Consider the following 18,018-nt stretch of genomic DNA (forward strand, 5'->3'; position numbering starts at 1 on the left):
GAAGGATTCCATCATGCCGTTATCTGGACTATTGTATTTACATGACATAGATGACTGGAGTATAAGAGTTATCTAAAAGTATGTGTCTCCTTGTTCAATATCAAAAAATTGGTGAAATGAATAGCGAATATCCCTTTTTATTTTGCTCCAAACCAGATTTTTGGATGGAAATTGCAGATGATAAAGTAAATCATTTAAAAAATAAAAAAGACAAACGCCCACAATGACGTTTGTCTAGAACAGGGAAGTTATCCTTGTACTTTTGCTCTACTTATTAGCTTAAATCGTATGTTACTCAACAGATTTTAGGGCTTCGAGCATATTGACTTTCTTAAGGTGTTGGTTCACAAAGATACCGAGACCTGTCAGAATGACAATGACAATAAGTGTTGGAATAGCATAGATGAGCCAGCTCAGACCTGGATTGAACATGATATTTTCAGGAGGAATAACCTCTACCATGTATTGATGCAATCCCAAACCAAGTCCGAATCCAACCAAGATACCAATGATAGAGAGATAAATGGTTTCTCGATAGATGTAGAGTGTCACTTCTCTATTAAAGAAGCCTAGAACCTTAATGGTTGATAACTCACGGATACGTTCTGCCACATTGATATTTGTCAAATTAAAGAGAACAACTAAAGCAAGAAGAACAGAAATCCCAATCAATACTGCCATAACACGGCTAAGGGAGTTGACGATGGTCTTGATTTGTGCCTTTAGAGTAGTATTTTGAACAACCCCTTTGACACCATCAAGCTCCATAAATTGACTGGCTGTTTGCTCAACGTTTTTGTCTGAGTGATTCTTCAGTGTCAGAATAGTAGCATTTTGGCTCGCCTCTTTACCAAAAGCATTTCTGTAAGTAGTTTCATTCATAAAGATGAAGTGACCCATATACATTTCAGAAATACCAGCAACTTTGAGTTTGATATCCTTGTCTTGACTATTTTGAACGGTTAACTCATCTCCTACAGAAACGCCAGCTAAGTCTGCCAATTTCTCAGAAATAATAATCCCTTTGTCGGTCAATTCGAGTTTTTGACCAGTTTCACGATTGTTGAGCTTGATGTAATGTTGTAGAGTTTCTTGATCTTTGTCTTTGACCACAAGGGTTGTGATATCTTGACGATCGTTATTATTTCCTGCCACTTTTGAAAGCATTTCGTAATGAATAGAAAGATGTTCCTTGACCTTGCTATCGTTAATTAATTTTTGGATGTTTTCCTTTTCCTGCCCATCCAGATGATCCTTGTTTGCGACAATCATATCATAGCGAATGATGTTAGTGAATTGGCGTGTGTTAAGGTCTCCGATAGAAGAACGAATACCGAGTCCAGCAAAGAGAAGTGCGATGGAACCGCAGACACCAAAAATAGTCATGAACATCCGTTGCTTGTAGCGGAAAATATTACGGGCAGTGACTTTTTGTGTAAAGTTCATCCGGTTCCAAAGTGGAGTGATGCGCTCCAAAAGAATCTTAGAACCAGATGTTGGAGGTTTTGGAAGAAGAAGTTGGGCTGGCTTTTCTCCTAATTCGCGCTTGGCTACCATAAAGGCAGGAAGAACTGTGGACAAAAGACCAAGCACAATAGCTAAAAGAGTCTTAAATGGATAAAAGTGTAACTCAATCGGTGCGGGGAGGATTCGCTCTTTATAACTATTGTATATGATAGTTGGAAGGAGAATGTGACCTGCAGCAACCCCAATAGCAGTACCAATCATACTCGTCACAAATCCATAAATAATAAATTTACGGATGATGTCCTTGTTTTGGTAACCGAGAGCTTTGAATGTCCCTGCCTTAATCCGTTCTTCTTCGACGAAGCGTCCCATTGTTACAAAGGTAACCAAGGCAGCAATAAAGTAGAGGATAACAGGGAAGATATTACTGAGGTTCTGAAAAACAGAAGCGTTGGTCTCATATGAAACGTACCCTTCTGACCAAGGAGTTTCACGACGTGTGTAGACATCGTAGCTTGGTTCAGCAATGCTATCGAGTTTTTCTTGAGCTTCCTTTATTTGCTCCTTCTTTTCAGCGATTTCATCTTGTGCTTGTGTCAATTGTCCCTGGACAAGAGGATTCTTATCCTGACCGCTCGCTTTTGCTTGTTCTAGTTTCTTGTTAAGCTCCGTTTCTGCTGTCTGAAGTTGACTTGTTTGTTGGTCAATCTCAGCCTGTGGATCAGCTTTTAATTCTTTCAAACGATTAGCAGGTTGATTTTTTACTAATTTTTCGAGCTCATCCTCGTGTTTGGAAACCTTGTCAGTGTAATCCTGGGTATAGGGGTTAGCAGTACTGACGTCTTTGTAAGCTAAGCGTGCAATCATGTAGACGTCGGAATCAAAACTAGATTCAGGGACAACCGCATAACCTTTGAGTTCCCCACTACCAGCTGTAGATGAACCGAGATCAACACTTGATAAGATTTCAGATGACTGAACAAAGCCAGTGATGGTAAAGGTGTGTTCTTTTAAGACATCCTTACCATTGTCACCCTCTTTTTCAGAAAACGAAATCTTGTCACCAATCTTATATTTGTCTTGATAGACTGAAGAAAGAGCAATTTCACCTTGCTTACTTGGAAGTTTTCCTTTTACAACCTCATAAGTTGAGATATCCTTTGGTTTTGAAAATAGTCGAAAGGCATCAGTGGAGTCTTTCAGAACGACATCTTTAAAGTAACCGTACTCAATGTTTGCCTCTGATGAGACTTGATTTAGGAGGTCTTGATCTGACTGGTTCAGTCCATAGCTACCAGTAACTGTGAGGTCAGCTGTTTGGTGTTTAGTAAAATAGCTTGTTCCCGTGTGTTGCATATCGGGGGTTGTCACCTTTAGACCCACAAGAGCGAAAGAACCCAAGGCCATGAGTGAAGCAATAGAAACCACCCGTCCTTTAGAACTAGAGAAAGACTTTCTCACGTCCTTCCAATAAGTTTTACGATTCATGAGACATCCTTTCTAGTACTCGAGGCTATCAATATCTTGTGGATGGGCATTGAGTTCAATACTTTGAACACGCGCATCATGCATATGAATCACACGATCAGCAATCGGGGCAAGCGCCCCGTTGTGAGTGACAATGATAACAGTAGCTCCTTCATTGCGAGCCTTATCTTGGAGAATCTTCAAGACCTGTTTTCCAGTATTGTAATCCAGGGCTCCTGTAGGTTCGTCACAGAGGAGAATTTTAGGATTTTTTGCGACGGCGCGAGCGATAGCTACCCGTTGTTGTTCACCACCAGACAATTGTGCAGGGAAGTTGTTGATGCGTTTCCCAAGACCAACATCAATCAAAGTTTGTTCCGCATCTTTAGCATCCGCGACAATTTCAGAAGCCAACTCTACATTTTCTTTGGCTGTTAAGTTTGAGACCAAGTTATAGAATTGAAAGACGAATCCGACATCGTTTCTACGATAAGCTGTTAATTGTTTCGCATTATAATTGGAGATGTCTTTCCCATCGATGATGACCTTTCCTTCATCATTGGTATCCATACCACCAAGAATATTGAGAACAGTTGATTTTCCTGCCCCAGAAGAACCGAGTATAATCACTAACTCCCCTTTTTCGATCTCGAATGTGATATCATTGTTTGCGATGATTTCCACATCACCTGTTTTATACCGTTTGTAACTATGTTTCATTTCAATATACGCCATGTGTATTTGTCTCCTTTAAAAGTTATCGGCTGCTAAAACAACAACCTGTTGAATGATTACGAACGTTATTTTATGATTTTTTAAATACGATTGCTACAACACAAATCAACAATGTGTTGAAATAAGGATGTGGAAGTTGTATTAATCAATGAAAATACTTGATGATAGTTGACAATTTCAAAAATCAAGATATACTTTAATCAACAATATGTAGAAATTAGGGGTTCGTATGCAACAGAGACAAACGACAACTAAGTCAGATATTAAAGAAGCCTTCATTCAGCTTTTGGCTACAAAAAGTTTAGAGGATATAACGATTAGTCAGTTAACTAAAAAAGCGGGTGTTAACCGCTCGACATTTTATCTGCACTACCTAGATAAACAGGATTTTTTAGAGCAATTAAAAGAAGAAACCTTGTCGACTGTTCGCATGATTTTAAGGAAAGAAACCTTTTATCCCAAAGAAGCCTTAGAAGCCATCTTGTCTTATTTCCAAGAGAACAGTGTTTTTTTTGCTGAAATTGCAAAGAATCCAAGCTTTCGTTTTGCAGACAACATTCGTTCTTTTATCTTGGGGATGATTGAGTCTACGCCACGTTCTCGACCAGTCATTGTGGCAGCTTATCAAATGCCAGAGCGCTATGCTATTACCATGTATGTTTCTGGTTTGACAGGACTTATTGTCGACTGGATTATCAATGGGACTCAAGAAAGCCCCCAACAATTGACCAAAATTATACTGGATTCCCCAGGGATGGAGTGGTTTAAGGGGTAAGGTGTAGATGGACAAGAAATAATTTAATTTGATTTTTTACTAAATTTTCTACACTCACTTGTAGTTTTAAAACAAGGTTAACAATTTAAGGAGCTGTCTAAGTCAATGAATCAATATACCCTCCCACAATTTATCGTCGATGCTTTTACAGATACTGTTTTTAAAGGGAACCCGGCGGCTGTTTGTCTTCTGGATAAATGGTTGTCGGATGATACTTTACAGAATATCGCTAAAGAAAATAATCTTTCAGAGACAGCTTTTACGGTTAAAAATGATGACCACTACGAATTACGTTGGTTTACTCCCGGTGGGGAAATCGATTTGTGCGGTCATGCCACCTTGGCAACGGCTTTTGTTCTTTTTAGATTTTTTGAAAAGAATGCTGAAAGTCTAACTTTTGCTACACAGAGTGGGGAACTTTTAGTTACCCAAAAAGATGAGTACTATGAGATGAATTTTCCAGCATACTCCATGCACCAAGTTGCAGTCACAAGTGAGATGGAAGAAGCAATCGGGGTCCGTCCACTTGAAGCATGGCTTGGAAGAGATCTAGTTTGTATCTTGCCACATGAAAATGATGTCATCAATGCAAGTCCAGATTTTGATAAAGTAAAAGCTTTAGATGGGCTCCTCCTGAATATCACTGTAAAAGGAAGCGAGTATGATACTGTGACTCGAAGTTTTGCCCCAAAATTATCAGTCAAGGAAGATCCAGTCTGTGGCTCAGGACACTGTCATGTCATTCCTTTGTGGGCTAATAAGTTGGCACAAGCAGAATTTAGGGCCTACCAATCCTCTGAAAGGAGTGGCCTCCTCCTTTGTCGTCTAGCAGGAGATAGGATTTACCTTGCAGGTAAAGCTGCCCTTTATAGTCGTGGTGAAATCTATGTCATGGACTAAATTTTGTTCAATGACAACAGCGTAGAAGTAATAGTAATTTAAACAAAATACCAGTCGAAAGATGTCTAGCTCTGCTAGGCATTTTAAATTTCACAACATTTTTTAAAGAATTTTCAGAAAAGACTTGACAATTTTGAAAATAAGCGTATTATAAGACTATGAACTTTTAAAAATAGTAATTTTACTATATTAACTCATGTCGACTACGGATGGTATGGTAAAGTGACTATATGGTTCTAATAACTATTCTATAGAGCGTTGCGTCCGAAAGTCATTCCTGACACGGCTCTTTAAAAACAAAAGGAGAAGATTATGAAAACAGAACCGATTCATCGTACCAGTATGTGGAAATTTAAGTTAAGTGCTGCCACCATGACTTTGATTCCCGCTGCCGTGGGGATTAACTATGTTGCCAAAGCCTTGGCGGAGGGGTTAAAGTTACCCGTTTGGCTGGGGTCTTTGGGAACCTTTCTTGCCAGCATGTTGGCTGGGCCGGTTGCCGGTGCCATCAGTGGTTTCATCAACAACGTGATCTATGGGCTGACCTTATCGCCAATTTCAACCGTGTATGCGATTACCAGCATCGGAATTGGGATTGCTGTCGGAGTTTTGCACGCCAATGGGTGGTTCTCGTCAGCGCGACGAATATTTGTTTCTGCTATTATTATTGCCTTCGTTTCAGCTGTCATTTCAACGCCACTCAACGTCATCTTTTGGGGTGGTCAGACCGGTATCGCTTGGGGTGACTCATTGTTTGCGGTAATGGTCGCCAATCATGCACCAGTGTGGCTGGCCTCATTTACCGATGAGTTTGTCTTGGATATTTTGGATAAAGTCTGCGTGGCCTACCTGGCATTCTTCATCTATCGTCAGCTGCCGAAGCGGATGGTGCACTTCTTTAGCGGTGATAAATGATGACTGATCAAACATTGATTTCTGGAGCGCCACGGGTCAAGCTCAAGTGGTACCAGGTGATCGATCCGATTACTAAGCTCTTGTTCATCTTGGACATGACGTTGTTGAGCTTTGCCAGTATGAATTTATTGCTTCAGGCCGGATTAATTCTTGTCGCAACACTGCTATTGTTATTTTCCAAATTGAGTTCTACCATCTTTAAGGCGCTGGGATTCAGCCTGTTTCTGATTTGCACCATGCTGATCATCCAGGGGTTATTTTACAGTCGGAATCAAACTGTGCTGTTTTCTGTGCTTGGGGTGTCGTTCTACAAAGAAGGCCTGATTTACGCCACCACTCTGGGTTGTCGAGTATTGGTGATTATTTTGACCAGTGGCTTTTTTATGGTGACCACGAGTATTTCAGAAAACGCGGCCTATTTGGAACTGTCCGGATTGTCTTATAAAACTGTCTACGTTCTGATGTCGGTGTGTTATATTTTACCGGAAATGATGCGCAATATGCGGAAAATCCAGCAGGCTCAAAAAGTTCGCGGAACCAATCCGCAAAAAACGTTGATTCAGAAATTAAAGTCAGTCCTGCCGGTTCTAATTCCATTGGTGATTAAGACCTTGGATCAATCGATGGCGCGGTCGATTTCTCTCCAACTGAGAGGTTTTGATAATCTCAACCGGACTGTCAGAACCTCCCAGCGCGTGTATCGCCTGTCGCGGACGCTGCACATTGGTCTGACTGGATTGGCAATTTTATTGATTGGGTGGAAGATATGGACGAAGATAAACGGATTGTAATTGAAAATTTGACTACCCGTTATCCGGGTACTGATCAACCACAACTGCGTCAGATTAACGCGGAGGTTCATACCGGCCAGGTGGTTGGGATTATCGGGAATAGCCACTCCGGCAAATCGACTTTGTGCCATGTGCTAGCAGGGGTCATTCCCAAAATTATGTCTGCTGAGATTGAGGGCGACTGGCACATGTTTGGCCAGCGAGTGTCCGACAATTGGCCCGTTTATAATGCCATGAATGGAGTTGTACTGCAAAATCCAGCTGGCCAACTAAGCGGGTTGGCAGACACGGTTGCCGATGAAATCGCCTTTGACTTGATTAATCAGGGAATGGCTGAAGGACTGATTCAAAAACGGGTTGAAGAAGTTGCCACGCAAATGGGGCTGATTGAACAGCTGAATTTGCGTCCCGAGAGCCTTTCCGGTGGTCAGAGCCAGCGGTTGGCAATTGCCACGGCGATTGCGGCTAACCCGGCTGTTTTGATTATGGATGATCCGACCAGTCAGATGGATCCCCTTGGCCGCCGACAATTTTTCCAATGGCTGGCCCAAGTCAAAGAGACGACTGTCTTCATTGTCACCAGTGAAATTGACGATTTGTGCGAAGTCGCCGACGTTGTGTGGGTGCTGCACGAGGGTCAAATGGTAGCCCAGGGCAGGCCGGGTGAGGTGTTTAATCATTTGGCAGCTGACTGGCAGATTCCAGCCCCGACAATCCAGCAACTTGCTCAAAAAATGGATTGGCACTTGGCTGATGGCCGGTATCCGGTGAATGACGCTGATCTGAAGGAGGTTCGTTATGTCCACAATTGAACTGAACAACCTGACGTTCACTTATCCGGAACGGTCCTTTAGCTTGGATGTTGAAGACAAACACTTCGCCGATCCGATGGTGGCGATTGTCGGCCAAAATGGTGCCGGCAAATCAACGCTCTTCAAATTGTTGACGGGCTTGCTGACACCACAAACCGGTGTGATTAAGATCGATGGAGAAAATTTTAATGATCTTAAACCAGTCGAAAAGTTACTGAAGGTTGGGATTACTTTTCAGAATCCTGACGATCAGCTTTTCAACCCGACCGTTCAACGAGAGGTGGAGTGGAGTGTCGCGCAGGTCATGGATGACCACGACACGATTACGAGGCGGGCTTTAGCGGCTCTAAAAAGAGTTGGCTTGGATGATAAAATAGCTGAAAGTCCATATGACCTGTCATTGTCGGAACGCAAGCTGTTGAGCGTTGCCACAGTTTTGGCAGTGGATCCGGCGATTTATTTATTTGATGAGCCGATGATGTCGCTTGATTGGGAAAGCCGGCGCAAGTTGACCGCAATTTTTCATGAGTTGGCTGATTCGGGCCACCAAGTTGTGACCATCACCCATGACATGGATTGGGTCGCCGCCGAGTTTGAGTCGGTGTATGTTATGGAACACGGGAAGTTTGGCTTCGCCGGCAGTCCACGGGAATTGTTCAGCGATCACGAACTTGTCCAGCGAGTGGGATTACTACCACCGCGGATTATGGACATAGCGGAGTCGATGGGTGATTCACAGACATATTTATCGGTTGATGATTATTGCCAGAAAAATCGAGATGTATAGAAAAAGTCACCTCTGCGGGTTTTCCAGGTTGAAGGATTAACTTCAGCTTCTGGCAAGAACTCACATGGGTGACTTTTGTGTTTAATAACGTTTCATGATCATCGGGTGCTTCCTCAGATGACTCGGTTTGATTTTACTTTGTTTCATGGTCATAATCATATACCATTTCTTCGGTTCTTTATATATATTCCTCGAATGGTCTCCATCCCCTTAATCGTGGATGAGGCAGTCCGGAGACTTCGATAAAATTTATTCCGTCGCTTAATTGGCCTATGATCTTGTTCTATTAAATTGTTCAGATACTTCATAGTTCGATGTTCTGTTTTGGTGTATAATCCGTTTCTCTGTAACTTTCTAAATGCAGATCCTATAGAGGGTGCTTTATCTGTTACGATGACTCTAGGTTGTCCAAATTGTTTATGGAGTCGCTTTAAGAAAGCATACGCCGCCTGAGTATCTCGTTTCTTTCGTAACCAGATATCCAATGTTAAACCGTCCGCATCAATCGCTCGATAGAGATAATGCCAACGCCCCTTAATTTTGATATAGAATTTCATCCATTTTCCACGAATAGAAGGACTGTTTATTTTTCTTTTTCCAGAGATGATAGAGGATTTTACTGTATTCTTGAACCCACCGATAAATCGTAGTGTGACAACATTTATTCCACGGTCATAAAGCAATTCCTGAACTTCACGATAGCTCAGATTGTAACGTAGGTAATAACCAACAGCGACAATGATGACGTCTTGTTGGAATTGTTTGTCTTTAAAATGATTCATCTCTCAAGCCTTACTAACCTTTTTTCTGTTCTTTGAGAAGCTGAAGGTCGTGCCAGTAACTATCTCTTTGGTTTGATTAATTCCGTCATTTATTTGGTGCTTGCCCTACAAAAAGGCTTTTACGGTGAGGTCTTGACAACTCTTTACTTCACAGCCATGCAGCCGATTGGTCTTTTGGTATGGATTTATCAAGCCCAGTTCAAAAAAGAACAACAAGAATTTGTTGCCCGTAAGTTGGATACGGTTGGATGGACCAAGTACCTATCAATTAGTGTGCTTTGGTGGCTAGCTTTTGGTCTTATTTACCAATCAATTGGAGCTAATCGCCCTTATCGTGATTCTATTACTGACGCGACAAACGGTGTCGGTCAGTTCTTGATGACAGCTGTTTATCGTGAGCAATGGATTTTCTGGGCAGCTACTAATGTTTTCTCTATCTACCTCTGGTGGGGAGAAAGCCTTCAAATTCAAGGAAAATACTTCATTTACCTCATCAACAGTCTGGTTGGTTGGTATCAATGGAGCAAGGCAGCTAAGAAAGCTTAGTACTTATGTTTATCAATTAATAAAAGGATCCACTAGGGGTCCTTTTTTGGATATTATTTCCCTTATGTAGAAGCTATTGACAATGCTTATAACATATGGATTAAAGATAAGAACGTTTATTTTCTAAATAATAAAAAAGGGCTAGATTTCACCTCTAGGCCTTTTTGAATAATATTTGTAGCAATGAGTATCACGACATCTTACCATATGGATAGACCAAAAAATATAAAAATAGTAATAAAAAAGTAAATGAAAAACCATATTTGGTGGTGTGATTTGTTGAAATTCTTATTATTTCTAGCATTCATGACAGAGCCGTAGCAAATCAGAGAGTTACCGAATAGCCAGAGATAAACTGATAAGGGCCATTCAAAGAGGATGAGAATGTATGAGAAACCAACTAAGGCACCAGCTAGAATAAATCCATTTCCTGCCATATTTTTGCCATCAAAAATAGCTGATAATGCAACAAAAAAATGAACAAGGACAAAAGCAAATGCTAAGTAGTATGAAATAAGGGTATATAGTAGCATATTTGTTTCCTTTCTAGGAAAAATAAAGTAAATGTCCGTGATAGTGTTTATACCTTTACGCTACCTTAGTTTGAGACTCTTTTTATGAAGAACCATAAATGAAAATATAAGATTTACAAGGATAAGTGATAAGGTAATGAAAGAGTACCAATAAAGATTGATGGGTACGTTATTTTTGAGACAGAATAGAGAAAATAAACTCGTTAGAATTCCCGTTAACAATCCAGGCACATATTTTCGAATAACGACTGTCTGAATCAGATGTCCGAAAACATGGTAGATATAAGCAATCACAATGGTTGCGTAAATGGTATAGTTGCTAAACTGGTAACTAAGGAAAAGCGATAGAAGTAGGATCAGAAATTGCTCCAAGACAATAGCATTGAAAGCAAAAGGAGTGTAATAAAAAAGGATTCGATTATCTGGAAAATGTGTTGTTAGTTTTCTGACAAAGGATGGCATCCAAATGATTTCTTCGAGTTCGTGAAGCATGAAGAGTGCTGGAAATAGAAAGTAAAATTGCACGCTGGTCATTGAAAATACTCCTTTCTAGTTCGAGCCCACTTTTAAAATCTCCAAATAAAACTGAATCACTTCTTGTTCCGTGTAGGACTTACCTTTCTTCAACCACCAGCTCAGGGTTTCGATGAAATGGCTAACGACCAGATGCTTGAGATAAGACTGAGGGATGGTTGGATGGGACTTGATAAGTTCGTCGGCTATCATTGGGTAGACATCGTGTTCTAGTTCTTTTTGTAGCTGACGGATAAAATAATCGTTTTTAGAGAGCAAAAGACTGGTTACGTGGTCTTGATTTTTTTTGAAATGCTGAAAGATATGGGCCAGATAGTCTTGTGGAGAGAGGTTTTCAGCGCGCTCAAAGAGATGATGAAAGAGCTTTTGGCAGAGTTCATCCAGTAGTAACTCCTTACTCTCGTAATGGCTGTAAAAAGTTGAGCGCCCTACATCAGCAAGGTCAATGATTTCCTGAACGGTAATGGCCTCGTAGTCTTTTTGATTGAGTAAGTGTAAAAAAGCATTATAGATGGCTTTTCGAGTTTTGGTGATGCGACGATCCTGAGCAGTCATATGGACACTTTGAACAAACTGTTCAGAAACGTACACCCTAAACGGTTTGCCCCTACCCTTTCTGTTGATAGTATTGGATAATAGATAATAAGGAGAAGAGATAATGGTCTCATTCTTCTGAATATCAATTGTAGTAAATTTATGACGCAGTAGCTGATTGGCCTCTTCTATCGCTATTTGGCTCAGAAGAGCACTTAATCAGCCTTGCGGGGGTGAGACTAGGAACAAATTTAAAAAAATTTACTCAGTCTCACTCCCATTATAACAAAGGAAATAGGATTATGAAGACAAAACATGCGGTCTGGGTAGCTTTTTTCTTGAATTTGAGTTATGCCATTGTTGAGTTTATTGCAGGAGGAATTTTTGGGTCCAGTGCGGTCCTTGCGGATTCGGTCCATGACTTGGGTGATGCGATTGCTATTGGGATCTCCGCCTTTTTGGAGAGTATTTCCAATCGTGAAGAAGACAGCCACTATACCTTGGGCTACAAGCGCTTTAGCCTTTTAGGGGCCATGGTAACGGCTGTGATTCTCATGACAGGCTCCGTTTTAGTTATTTTGGAAAATATAACGAAACTCTTTCATCCACAACCTGTCAACGATGAGGGCATTCTCTGGCTTGGAATCATTGCAGTCAGCATCAATGTGCTAGCGAGCCTCGTCATTCGCAAAGGGCAAACCAAGAATGAATCTATTCTCAGCCTGCATTTTCTAGAAGATACCTTGGGTTGGTTGGCTGTCATCCTAATGGCCATTGTTCTTCGATTTACCGACTGGTATATCCTGGATCCGCTCTTATCTCTTGCCATTTCCATCTTTATTCTGTCCAAAGCCATTCCACGTTTTTGGAGCACGCTCAGGATTTTCCTGGATGCCGTGCCAGAAGGAGTAGATATCCAGCAAGTGAAGAGTGATTTGGAGCAGTTGGACCATGTGGCTAGTATCAATCAGCTTAATCTCTGGACCATGGATGGTTTGGAAAAGAACGCCATTGTCCATGTTTGTCTAGAGCATGTCAACCACATGGAAGTCTGTAAAGAGTCTATCCGCACCTTGCTTAAAGACTGTGGCTTTCAAAACGTTACCATTGAGGTTGATGAAGACCTAGCGACCCACCGTGCCCACAAGCGCAATATAGAGGAGTGGGAAGTGGGTCAAAATCATAGACATGGTCACCATCATTAAGAAACGTTATTTAAACTCTTAGAGTTTGTCTCTAGGGTTTTTTTGATACTTAGTTAACTAAAGTAAGCCTTTTCATGATAAAATAGAACAAACGTGGAACAAGGAGTAATTATGAGTAAAAGAGCTGTATTGATGATGACTTTTGGGTCCCCAGAAGAGATTACCTATGAAGGAGTAGCAGAATTTTTCACAAATATACGACGTGGAGTTCGTCCCGAACCACATGAAATTCAGACCTTATATGACCATTACCTACGAATCGGTGGAACGCCGCTCCAAAGGATAACAAAGAAAGAAGTTGACTTGGTTGCTTCCGCTCTTGGAGAACAAGTGTCGGTCTACTTTGCAAATAAATTTTCCCGACCTTTCATCATAGATGCGATTAAAGAGATGGAGAATGACGGAATTGAAGAGTGTTTGTGTTTGATCCTAGAGCCCCATTATTCCTACTATTCTGTTATGGGCTATGAAAAATTTTTAGAAAGTAATCAAATTAAGTTCCAAATTATCAAGGATTGGTACCGGGAACCTTCTCTACTTCACTATTGGGCTGATGAGATCCAAAAGATTTTAGATCAGATTGGAGACGATAGCTATAAGGTGATTTTTTCAGCTCACAGTGTCCCAGTTTTGGCACTGGATTTTGGTGACCCCTATATCGACCAGATTTATGACAATAGTCGCTTGATTGCGGAGATTTTAGGGCTTGAAGAGGAGCAGTACACCAATACTTGGCAGAGTGAGAGTGATATTGGTATTCCTTGGATTAAGCCGGATGTCTTAGAATACCTTCGTAATGAGAAGGAGCATCCTGACCACTATATTTTTGTTCCGATTGCCTTTATTAGTGAGCATATTGAGGTTCTTTTTGACAATGATGTGGAATGTAAGGAGCTTTGCCAAGAGCTAGGTGTAGCCTATCACAGACCTCCTATGCCAAATAGCGATCCTCGTTTAATCAAGGCACTTCTTTCGACAATTCAGTCTCATATAGACGGTGACTATAGTGACTATCAACCTCAGCTGGAGACCTTTGATGAGTTAGAAGCTCCATCAAGTACGAGTCAGATTTTGGAAGAAGAGAATGATATCCAAATGCCAGATTTTGTGAAGAAGTTAATTGCCAAGAAAGGCCGCGAAAATGTCAAAATGCCCTATTTGATTAAGAAAATGCTAGAAAAGAAGTATGGGAAAAAATATGATTAGTTGCTATTGTTTGAAAGTGATTTGGATGGCTTGATTTGAGCCAGAGCTTAATTAAAAGTGTATACTAACAGTAACTAAAGAAATAGAGGTAGATATATGAAATCAGCAATTTATACAAAAGCTGGTCAGGTTGGTCTGGCAGAAATTGACCGTCCACAAATTGAGGCTCAAGATGATGCTATTATCCGCATTGTCCGTACCTGCGTTTGTGGTTCCGACCTTTGGAGTTACCGTAATCCCGAAATCGAAGAAGGGCATAGTAATAGTGGTCATGAGGCTATCGGAATCGTCGAAGAAGTTGGTGAGGCTGTCACTACTGTAAAACCATGTGACTTTGTCATCGCGCCTTTCACTCATGGTTGTGGAGAGTGTGATGCCTGTCGTGCCGGTTATGATGGGACTTGTGACCGCCATATCGGCAACAATTGGTCTGGTGGCGTACAGGCTGAGTATATCCGTTTCCATTTTGCCAATTGGGCACTTGTGAAAATTCCAGGTCAACCTTCAGATTACAGCGAAGGCATGCTTAAGTCACTTTTGACTCTTGCTGATGTTATGCCGACCGGTTACCATGCAGCGCGTGTAGCTAATGTGCAAAAGGGTGACAAGGTAGTCGTTATTGGTGACGGTGCTGTAGGTCAATGTGCGGTTATCGCAGCCAAAATGCGTGGTGCCTCACAAATTGTCCTTATGAGCCGTCACGAAGACCGTCAACAAATGGCCTTAGAGTCAGGCGCGACAGCAGTCGTAGCTGAACGTGGTGAAGAAGGAATTGTCAAGGTGCGAGAAATTCTCGGTGGTGGAGCAGATGCTGCTCTTGAATGTGTGGGGACTGAAGCAGCCGTCGACCAAGCTCTCGGTGTTCTCCATAATGGCGGGCGTTTAGGTTTTGTCGGCGTTCCTCATTACAATAACCGTGCTCTTGGTTCAACCTTTGCCCAAAATATCTCAGTGGCAGGTGGAGCAGCCTCAGTTACTACTTATGATAAACAAGTTTTGTTAAAAGCAGTTCTTGACGGTGATATCAATCCGGGTCGTGTATTTACTAATAGCTACAGCTTGGAAGATATTAATCAAGCTTATAAAGATATGGATGAACGTAAGTCTATTAAGTCTATTATTGTGTTTGACTAACGACAAAATTCTAGTAGATGATTTCTACTAGAATTTTTTTAATATAAATCCCAATTCGGAGTTGAAAATTTCTTGGTTCGGGTCAGATAAGAATGCGTAAATAGAACTTCCATTAAAGAACTCATGACCTGGTCGACAGATGGCTTTTATAGGGAGACACCAGACAAGATTTCCTATCGTATTGAAGAGGGCTGTAGCGTTGTAGAGATGGAATGTTCTGCACTTGCATCAGTTGCTCAATTTCGTGGAGCTATTTGGGGCTTACTTCTCTTTACGGCAGATTCCCTTGCGGATATTGACAATTACGATCAACGAGATTGGGGCTCAGAGGCTTTTGATAAGGCTTTGGAGCTTTGTCTGGATATCATTGTCCAGATGTAATCCTAATTCAATAGAAAAAAGAGCATGATTAAAGAATCTTGCTCTATTCGTTTTATAAGCTTTATTTCAATATATCACGAAGTTCTTGGGTGGTATCAGCTATAAAATCAGGATTTTCTGCCAAAAGAGTTTCGTTTTTCCCAAATCCCCAGGTCACTGCTATTGTTTTGATGCCAACCGTTTTTCCACCGATCAAGTCAAACTTGGTATCACCAACAATGACAGACTGGTCTTTAGGTGCCTGATTTTCAGTAATGGCACGCTGCAAGACATCAGCCTTATGAAAGGCAGTAGGAGTAGATCCATAAATGCCATCAAAATATTCAGTAATTCCAAGGTGTTTGCACATTTCTAGGGCTATAGGCTCATTTTTTGAAGTTGTGATAAAGATTTTCTTGCTAGGATCTTGACTAAGTTGTTGAAGGATTTCTTTTATGCCATCATAGAGGTGAGCCTCCAATTGTCCTTTAGTCTCATAATAGTCACGATAAATTTTTACGGCTTGGGCAGCACCTTCTTCACTAATCTCTTCTTTAAAGGTTACCTCGAGAGGTGGTCCCATAAAGGTGCGAATTTTCTGATCACTAGGAACAGGAAGGCCTAGTCTTTCAAAGGTTTGAACAAAACCATTGTGGATCCCCTCAGAACTATCAACGAGAGTACCATCAAGGTCGAAAAAAATGTATGTGAGTGTCATAGAGTTCTCCAATATAGTGTCGTTGGTTTATTATATCATGATAGGTGGGAAATAATCAGATTAAAATAGCTAGGCGTATAAAATATCATCCTACCATTCCAAAAACACCCCAAAATTAAGCTTTTGGGGTGCAAATCACGGGGTACAATAATTAAGTGTTTAACTCAAACGAGGAGTTAGTTACGTTTTGGTTTGACTGCCATGCCTAGGCCAAGTGCCGCACTGATAAGACCAAGTGAAACTAGAGCAGCAGATTGGCTAGAACCTGTTTCTGGAAGTTCTTTATGTGTTGGTTGCAATGGTGTTGGTGCCTCGTAGACCGTACCCTCAAAGTAGTATACATTTCCTGGTACAGTTGGAGTTGCTGGTTGCGCAGTTTTAGGCTGGCTAGTTGCTTTAGTAACCAAGTGAGTCGTAGCAATCACTTCGTAAGTATCTGTTTGAATACGATAAACACGTCCTTCTTGAACAGTTTCAATAACGTAGTTTGAGAATTGTTTGTTCAAAAGATCGGCGAAATCTTTATCGATATCGAGGTAGAGACCATTCGTACCTTTTACCAATGGGTCAAAGTCTTTTTCATCATATTTCTTACCAACTACGGTCAAAGAAATCCCAGCATCTTGGAGGGCTTTTAGTGTAGCATCTTTAGTTGGCGTTTTTGGAGTAAGGTCGATATCTTCGTCAGTGACCAAGAAGGCGAAGCGACGATTGTTCTTACCAGTTCCCCAAGTATAATCAGGTGAAGTTGCAATATGTGATAATGCTGTTGTTGCTTCCTCGTCTGAACCAGTAGTACGGATTGCTTTTAATTTACCAATAAAAGCGTTCGTATCCGTGGTGAATTTAGAACCTCCGAAATCATGATAAGTTGTATTTTTACTTGATTCATAGTCAACCAAACCAAGACGTGCTTGCACATTTTTAGATTCCAAATCACGCACAAATTTTTCAATGTTATTAGCTACGTCAGTGATATGGCTATCCATTGAACCAGATTTATCGACAATAAAGACGATGTCAGTAGTTCCCTTGACTTCTTGGCGATTCACCACATCAGCCTCTTTAACAACCTCAACAACAGTCGTTTTATTGACCGTTTCAGTCGTTGTTGCGACATATTCATTTGTTTCTTCAGTTGATGTTGCTGTCTCACTTGATTTGACAGGCTCTGACTTACCAACAGGTGTGTTCTTGTCAGCAAGCGTTGTTGTTTTAACGGTTGCTGTCGCAGATGCTGTTGCGATAGCCTCAGATCCATCAGTGCTTTCTTTTGCTGTTACCGTTGGCTCTGTAGCATTAACATCGATGCCTACAACATCTCCCACTTTTGCATTTTCTACTGGGATTACCGGCGTATTGGCCTTAGCTTTAATCTCTTCAGTTGCTTTGGCAATAGGTGTTTGAGCTGTTGTTGATTGAGGTGCTGCCTCAGTCGTCGTGGCAGGAGTTGCTGGCGTTGTTGTTGCTGTTTCATCGGCTGATACAGCAGTCCCTGCAAAGATAGTAGCTAGAGCTACAGAAGACAAGATAAGCGATTGCTTACGAAAACGAATCTGTTTTTCCATAATAATTCCCCTTTTTATGAATATAAAAATGATATACTAGCTTCTTTTGAAAAGGTTGTCAATCTTATTTAAGGCTTTTTTAAGTTATTTTTAAATGAGTTTTCAGTGTATTTTAACACATATCTCACCGAAAAAGTACTAATTAGGGAGGTTTAGATTCGTATCGTTTATCTAGTAAATACCATTTCAGACGAGAGAAAATCATTTGTCAGTCACTAACCCTTGAAATACCCGATAAAATATGTTGTA

The 18,018-nt window shown here is 41.0% G+C and carries 17 protein-coding genes and 2 pseudogenes; 11 read left to right on the forward strand and 8 right to left on the reverse strand.

Annotated elements, in window-relative coordinates; translation table 11 throughout:
- Positions 1–291: 291 nt before the first annotated feature.
- Both HMPREF2697_RS04140 and HMPREF2697_RS04145 read right to left on the reverse strand, forming a co-directional pair.
- Positions 292–2,955 carry an FtsX-like permease family protein gene (locus HMPREF2697_RS04140; protein WP_070849736.1) on the reverse strand — a complete coding sequence of 888 codons (2,664 nt, stop codon included), beginning with the start codon at positions 2,953–2,955 and terminating at the stop codon, positions 292–294.
- Between the two features lie 12 nt (positions 2,956–2,967).
- The gene (locus tag HMPREF2697_RS04145; RefSeq protein ID WP_070656144.1) at positions 2,968–3,669 is read right to left on the reverse strand and encodes an ABC transporter ATP-binding protein; all 702 of its coding nucleotides are present in this window, start codon (positions 3,667–3,669) and stop codon (positions 2,968–2,970) included.
- 229 nt (positions 3,670–3,898) lie between these two features.
- Between HMPREF2697_RS04145 and HMPREF2697_RS04150 the strand changes: the two genes are divergently transcribed.
- The 6 genes from HMPREF2697_RS04150 (at position 3,899) to HMPREF2697_RS04175 (ending at position 8,649) form a co-directional block, all read left to right on the forward strand.
- Positions 3,899–4,444, forward strand: coding sequence for a TetR/AcrR family transcriptional regulator (locus HMPREF2697_RS04150; RefSeq protein WP_070849738.1), 546 nt, complete (start codon positions 3,899–3,901; stop codon positions 4,442–4,444).
- A 105-nt stretch (positions 4,445–4,549) separates the two neighbouring features.
- Entirely contained in the window at positions 4,550–5,344 is a 795-nt protein-coding gene (locus HMPREF2697_RS04155) for a PhzF family phenazine biosynthesis protein (RefSeq protein ID WP_070849740.1), read from the forward strand.
- Positions 5,345–5,656: 312 nt separating this feature from the next.
- Complete coding sequence (locus tag HMPREF2697_RS04160; RefSeq protein WP_013990554.1) at positions 5,657–6,259, forward strand: membrane protein; 603 nt, start codon at positions 5,657–5,659, stop codon at positions 6,257–6,259.
- Positions 6,259–7,050 carry an energy-coupling factor transporter transmembrane component T gene (locus HMPREF2697_RS04165; RefSeq protein ID WP_175062049.1) on the forward strand — a complete coding sequence of 264 codons (792 nt, stop codon included), beginning with the start codon at positions 6,259–6,261 and terminating at the stop codon, positions 7,048–7,050. Before HMPREF2697_RS04160 ends, HMPREF2697_RS04165 begins: the two co-directional genes overlap by 1 nt.
- A complete protein-coding gene (locus HMPREF2697_RS04170) occupies positions 7,026–7,862 on the forward strand; it encodes an ABC transporter ATP-binding protein (protein ID WP_070849743.1) in 837 nt (278 codons plus the stop codon). The genes HMPREF2697_RS04165 and HMPREF2697_RS04170 overlap by 25 nt, the downstream gene beginning before the upstream one ends.
- Positions 7,849–8,649 (forward strand): energy-coupling factor ABC transporter ATP-binding protein, encoded by an 801-nt coding sequence (locus HMPREF2697_RS04175; protein ID WP_070849744.1) that lies wholly within the window; start codon positions 7,849–7,851, stop codon positions 8,647–8,649. The genes HMPREF2697_RS04170 and HMPREF2697_RS04175 overlap by 14 nt, the downstream gene beginning before the upstream one ends.
- Before the next feature lie 155 nt (positions 8,650–8,804).
- Here HMPREF2697_RS04175 and HMPREF2697_RS04180 read toward each other — a convergent pair whose 3' ends face one another.
- Complete coding sequence (locus tag HMPREF2697_RS04180; protein WP_257375238.1) at positions 8,805–9,431, reverse strand: IS6 family transposase; 627 nt, start codon at positions 9,429–9,431, stop codon at positions 8,805–8,807.
- Between the two features lie 39 nt (positions 9,432–9,470).
- On the opposite strand from HMPREF2697_RS04180, the pseudogene pnuC reads away from it, so the two are divergent.
- Positions 9,471–9,977 (forward strand): annotated as a pseudogene (gene pnuC, locus HMPREF2697_RS04185) (nicotinamide riboside transporter PnuC); the annotation flags it as partial.
- Between the two features lie 200 nt (positions 9,978–10,177).
- Here pnuC and HMPREF2697_RS04190 read toward each other — a convergent pair.
- From HMPREF2697_RS04190 to HMPREF2697_RS04200, 3 genes are read right to left on the reverse strand one after another with little or no spacing between them, the layout of a single operon-like run.
- Complete coding sequence (locus HMPREF2697_RS04190; RefSeq protein ID WP_070849747.1) at positions 10,178–10,510, reverse strand: hypothetical protein; 333 nt, start codon at positions 10,508–10,510, stop codon at positions 10,178–10,180.
- A gap of 60 nt (positions 10,511–10,570) precedes the next feature.
- Entirely contained in the window at positions 10,571–11,044 is a 474-nt protein-coding gene (locus HMPREF2697_RS04195; protein ID WP_070849749.1) for an HXXEE domain-containing protein, read from the reverse strand.
- 15 nt (positions 11,045–11,059) lie between these two features.
- Positions 11,060–11,599, reverse strand: coding sequence for a TetR/AcrR family transcriptional regulator (locus tag HMPREF2697_RS04200; protein ID WP_070849751.1), 540 nt, complete (start codon positions 11,597–11,599; stop codon positions 11,060–11,062).
- 281 nt (positions 11,600–11,880) lie between these two features.
- On the opposite strand from HMPREF2697_RS04200, the gene HMPREF2697_RS04205 reads away from it, so the two are divergent.
- The 4 genes and pseudogenes from HMPREF2697_RS04205 to HMPREF2697_RS04220 all read left to right on the forward strand — a co-directional run.
- Positions 11,881–12,783, forward strand: a complete 903-nt coding sequence (locus HMPREF2697_RS04205; RefSeq protein ID WP_004182475.1) for a cation diffusion facilitator family transporter — start codon at positions 11,881–11,883, stop codon at positions 12,781–12,783.
- A 111-nt stretch (positions 12,784–12,894) separates the two neighbouring features.
- Positions 12,895–13,989 (forward strand): ferrochelatase, encoded by a 1,095-nt coding sequence (gene hemH, locus HMPREF2697_RS04210; RefSeq protein WP_045001710.1) that lies wholly within the window; start codon positions 12,895–12,897, stop codon positions 13,987–13,989.
- Between the two features lie 96 nt (positions 13,990–14,085).
- Entirely contained in the window at positions 14,086–15,123 is a 1,038-nt protein-coding gene (locus HMPREF2697_RS04215; RefSeq protein WP_045768685.1) for a zinc-binding dehydrogenase, read from the forward strand.
- Positions 15,124–15,237: 114 nt separating this feature from the next.
- Positions 15,238–15,504 (forward strand): annotated as a pseudogene (locus HMPREF2697_RS04220) (phosphorylase); the annotation flags it as partial.
- Positions 15,505–15,565: 61 nt separating this feature from the next.
- Here the strand turns inward: HMPREF2697_RS04220 and HMPREF2697_RS04225 are convergent.
- Together HMPREF2697_RS04225 and HMPREF2697_RS04230 are read right to left on the reverse strand one after the other, a co-directional pair.
- Positions 15,566–16,201 carry an HAD hydrolase-like protein gene (locus HMPREF2697_RS04225; protein ID WP_045768687.1) on the reverse strand — a complete coding sequence of 212 codons (636 nt, stop codon included), beginning with the start codon at positions 16,199–16,201 and terminating at the stop codon, positions 15,566–15,568.
- 176 nt (positions 16,202–16,377) lie between these two features.
- Positions 16,378–17,769 carry a VWA domain-containing protein gene (locus HMPREF2697_RS04230; RefSeq protein WP_045768688.1) on the reverse strand — a complete coding sequence of 464 codons (1,392 nt, stop codon included), beginning with the start codon at positions 17,767–17,769 and terminating at the stop codon, positions 16,378–16,380.
- Between the last annotated feature and the right edge of the window lie 249 nt (positions 17,770–18,018).

The sequence above is a fragment of the Streptococcus sp. HMSC064D12 genome, from assembly GCF_001837205.1.
Classification (GTDB): Bacteria; Bacillota; Bacilli; order Lactobacillales; family Streptococcaceae; genus Streptococcus; species Streptococcus salivarius_D.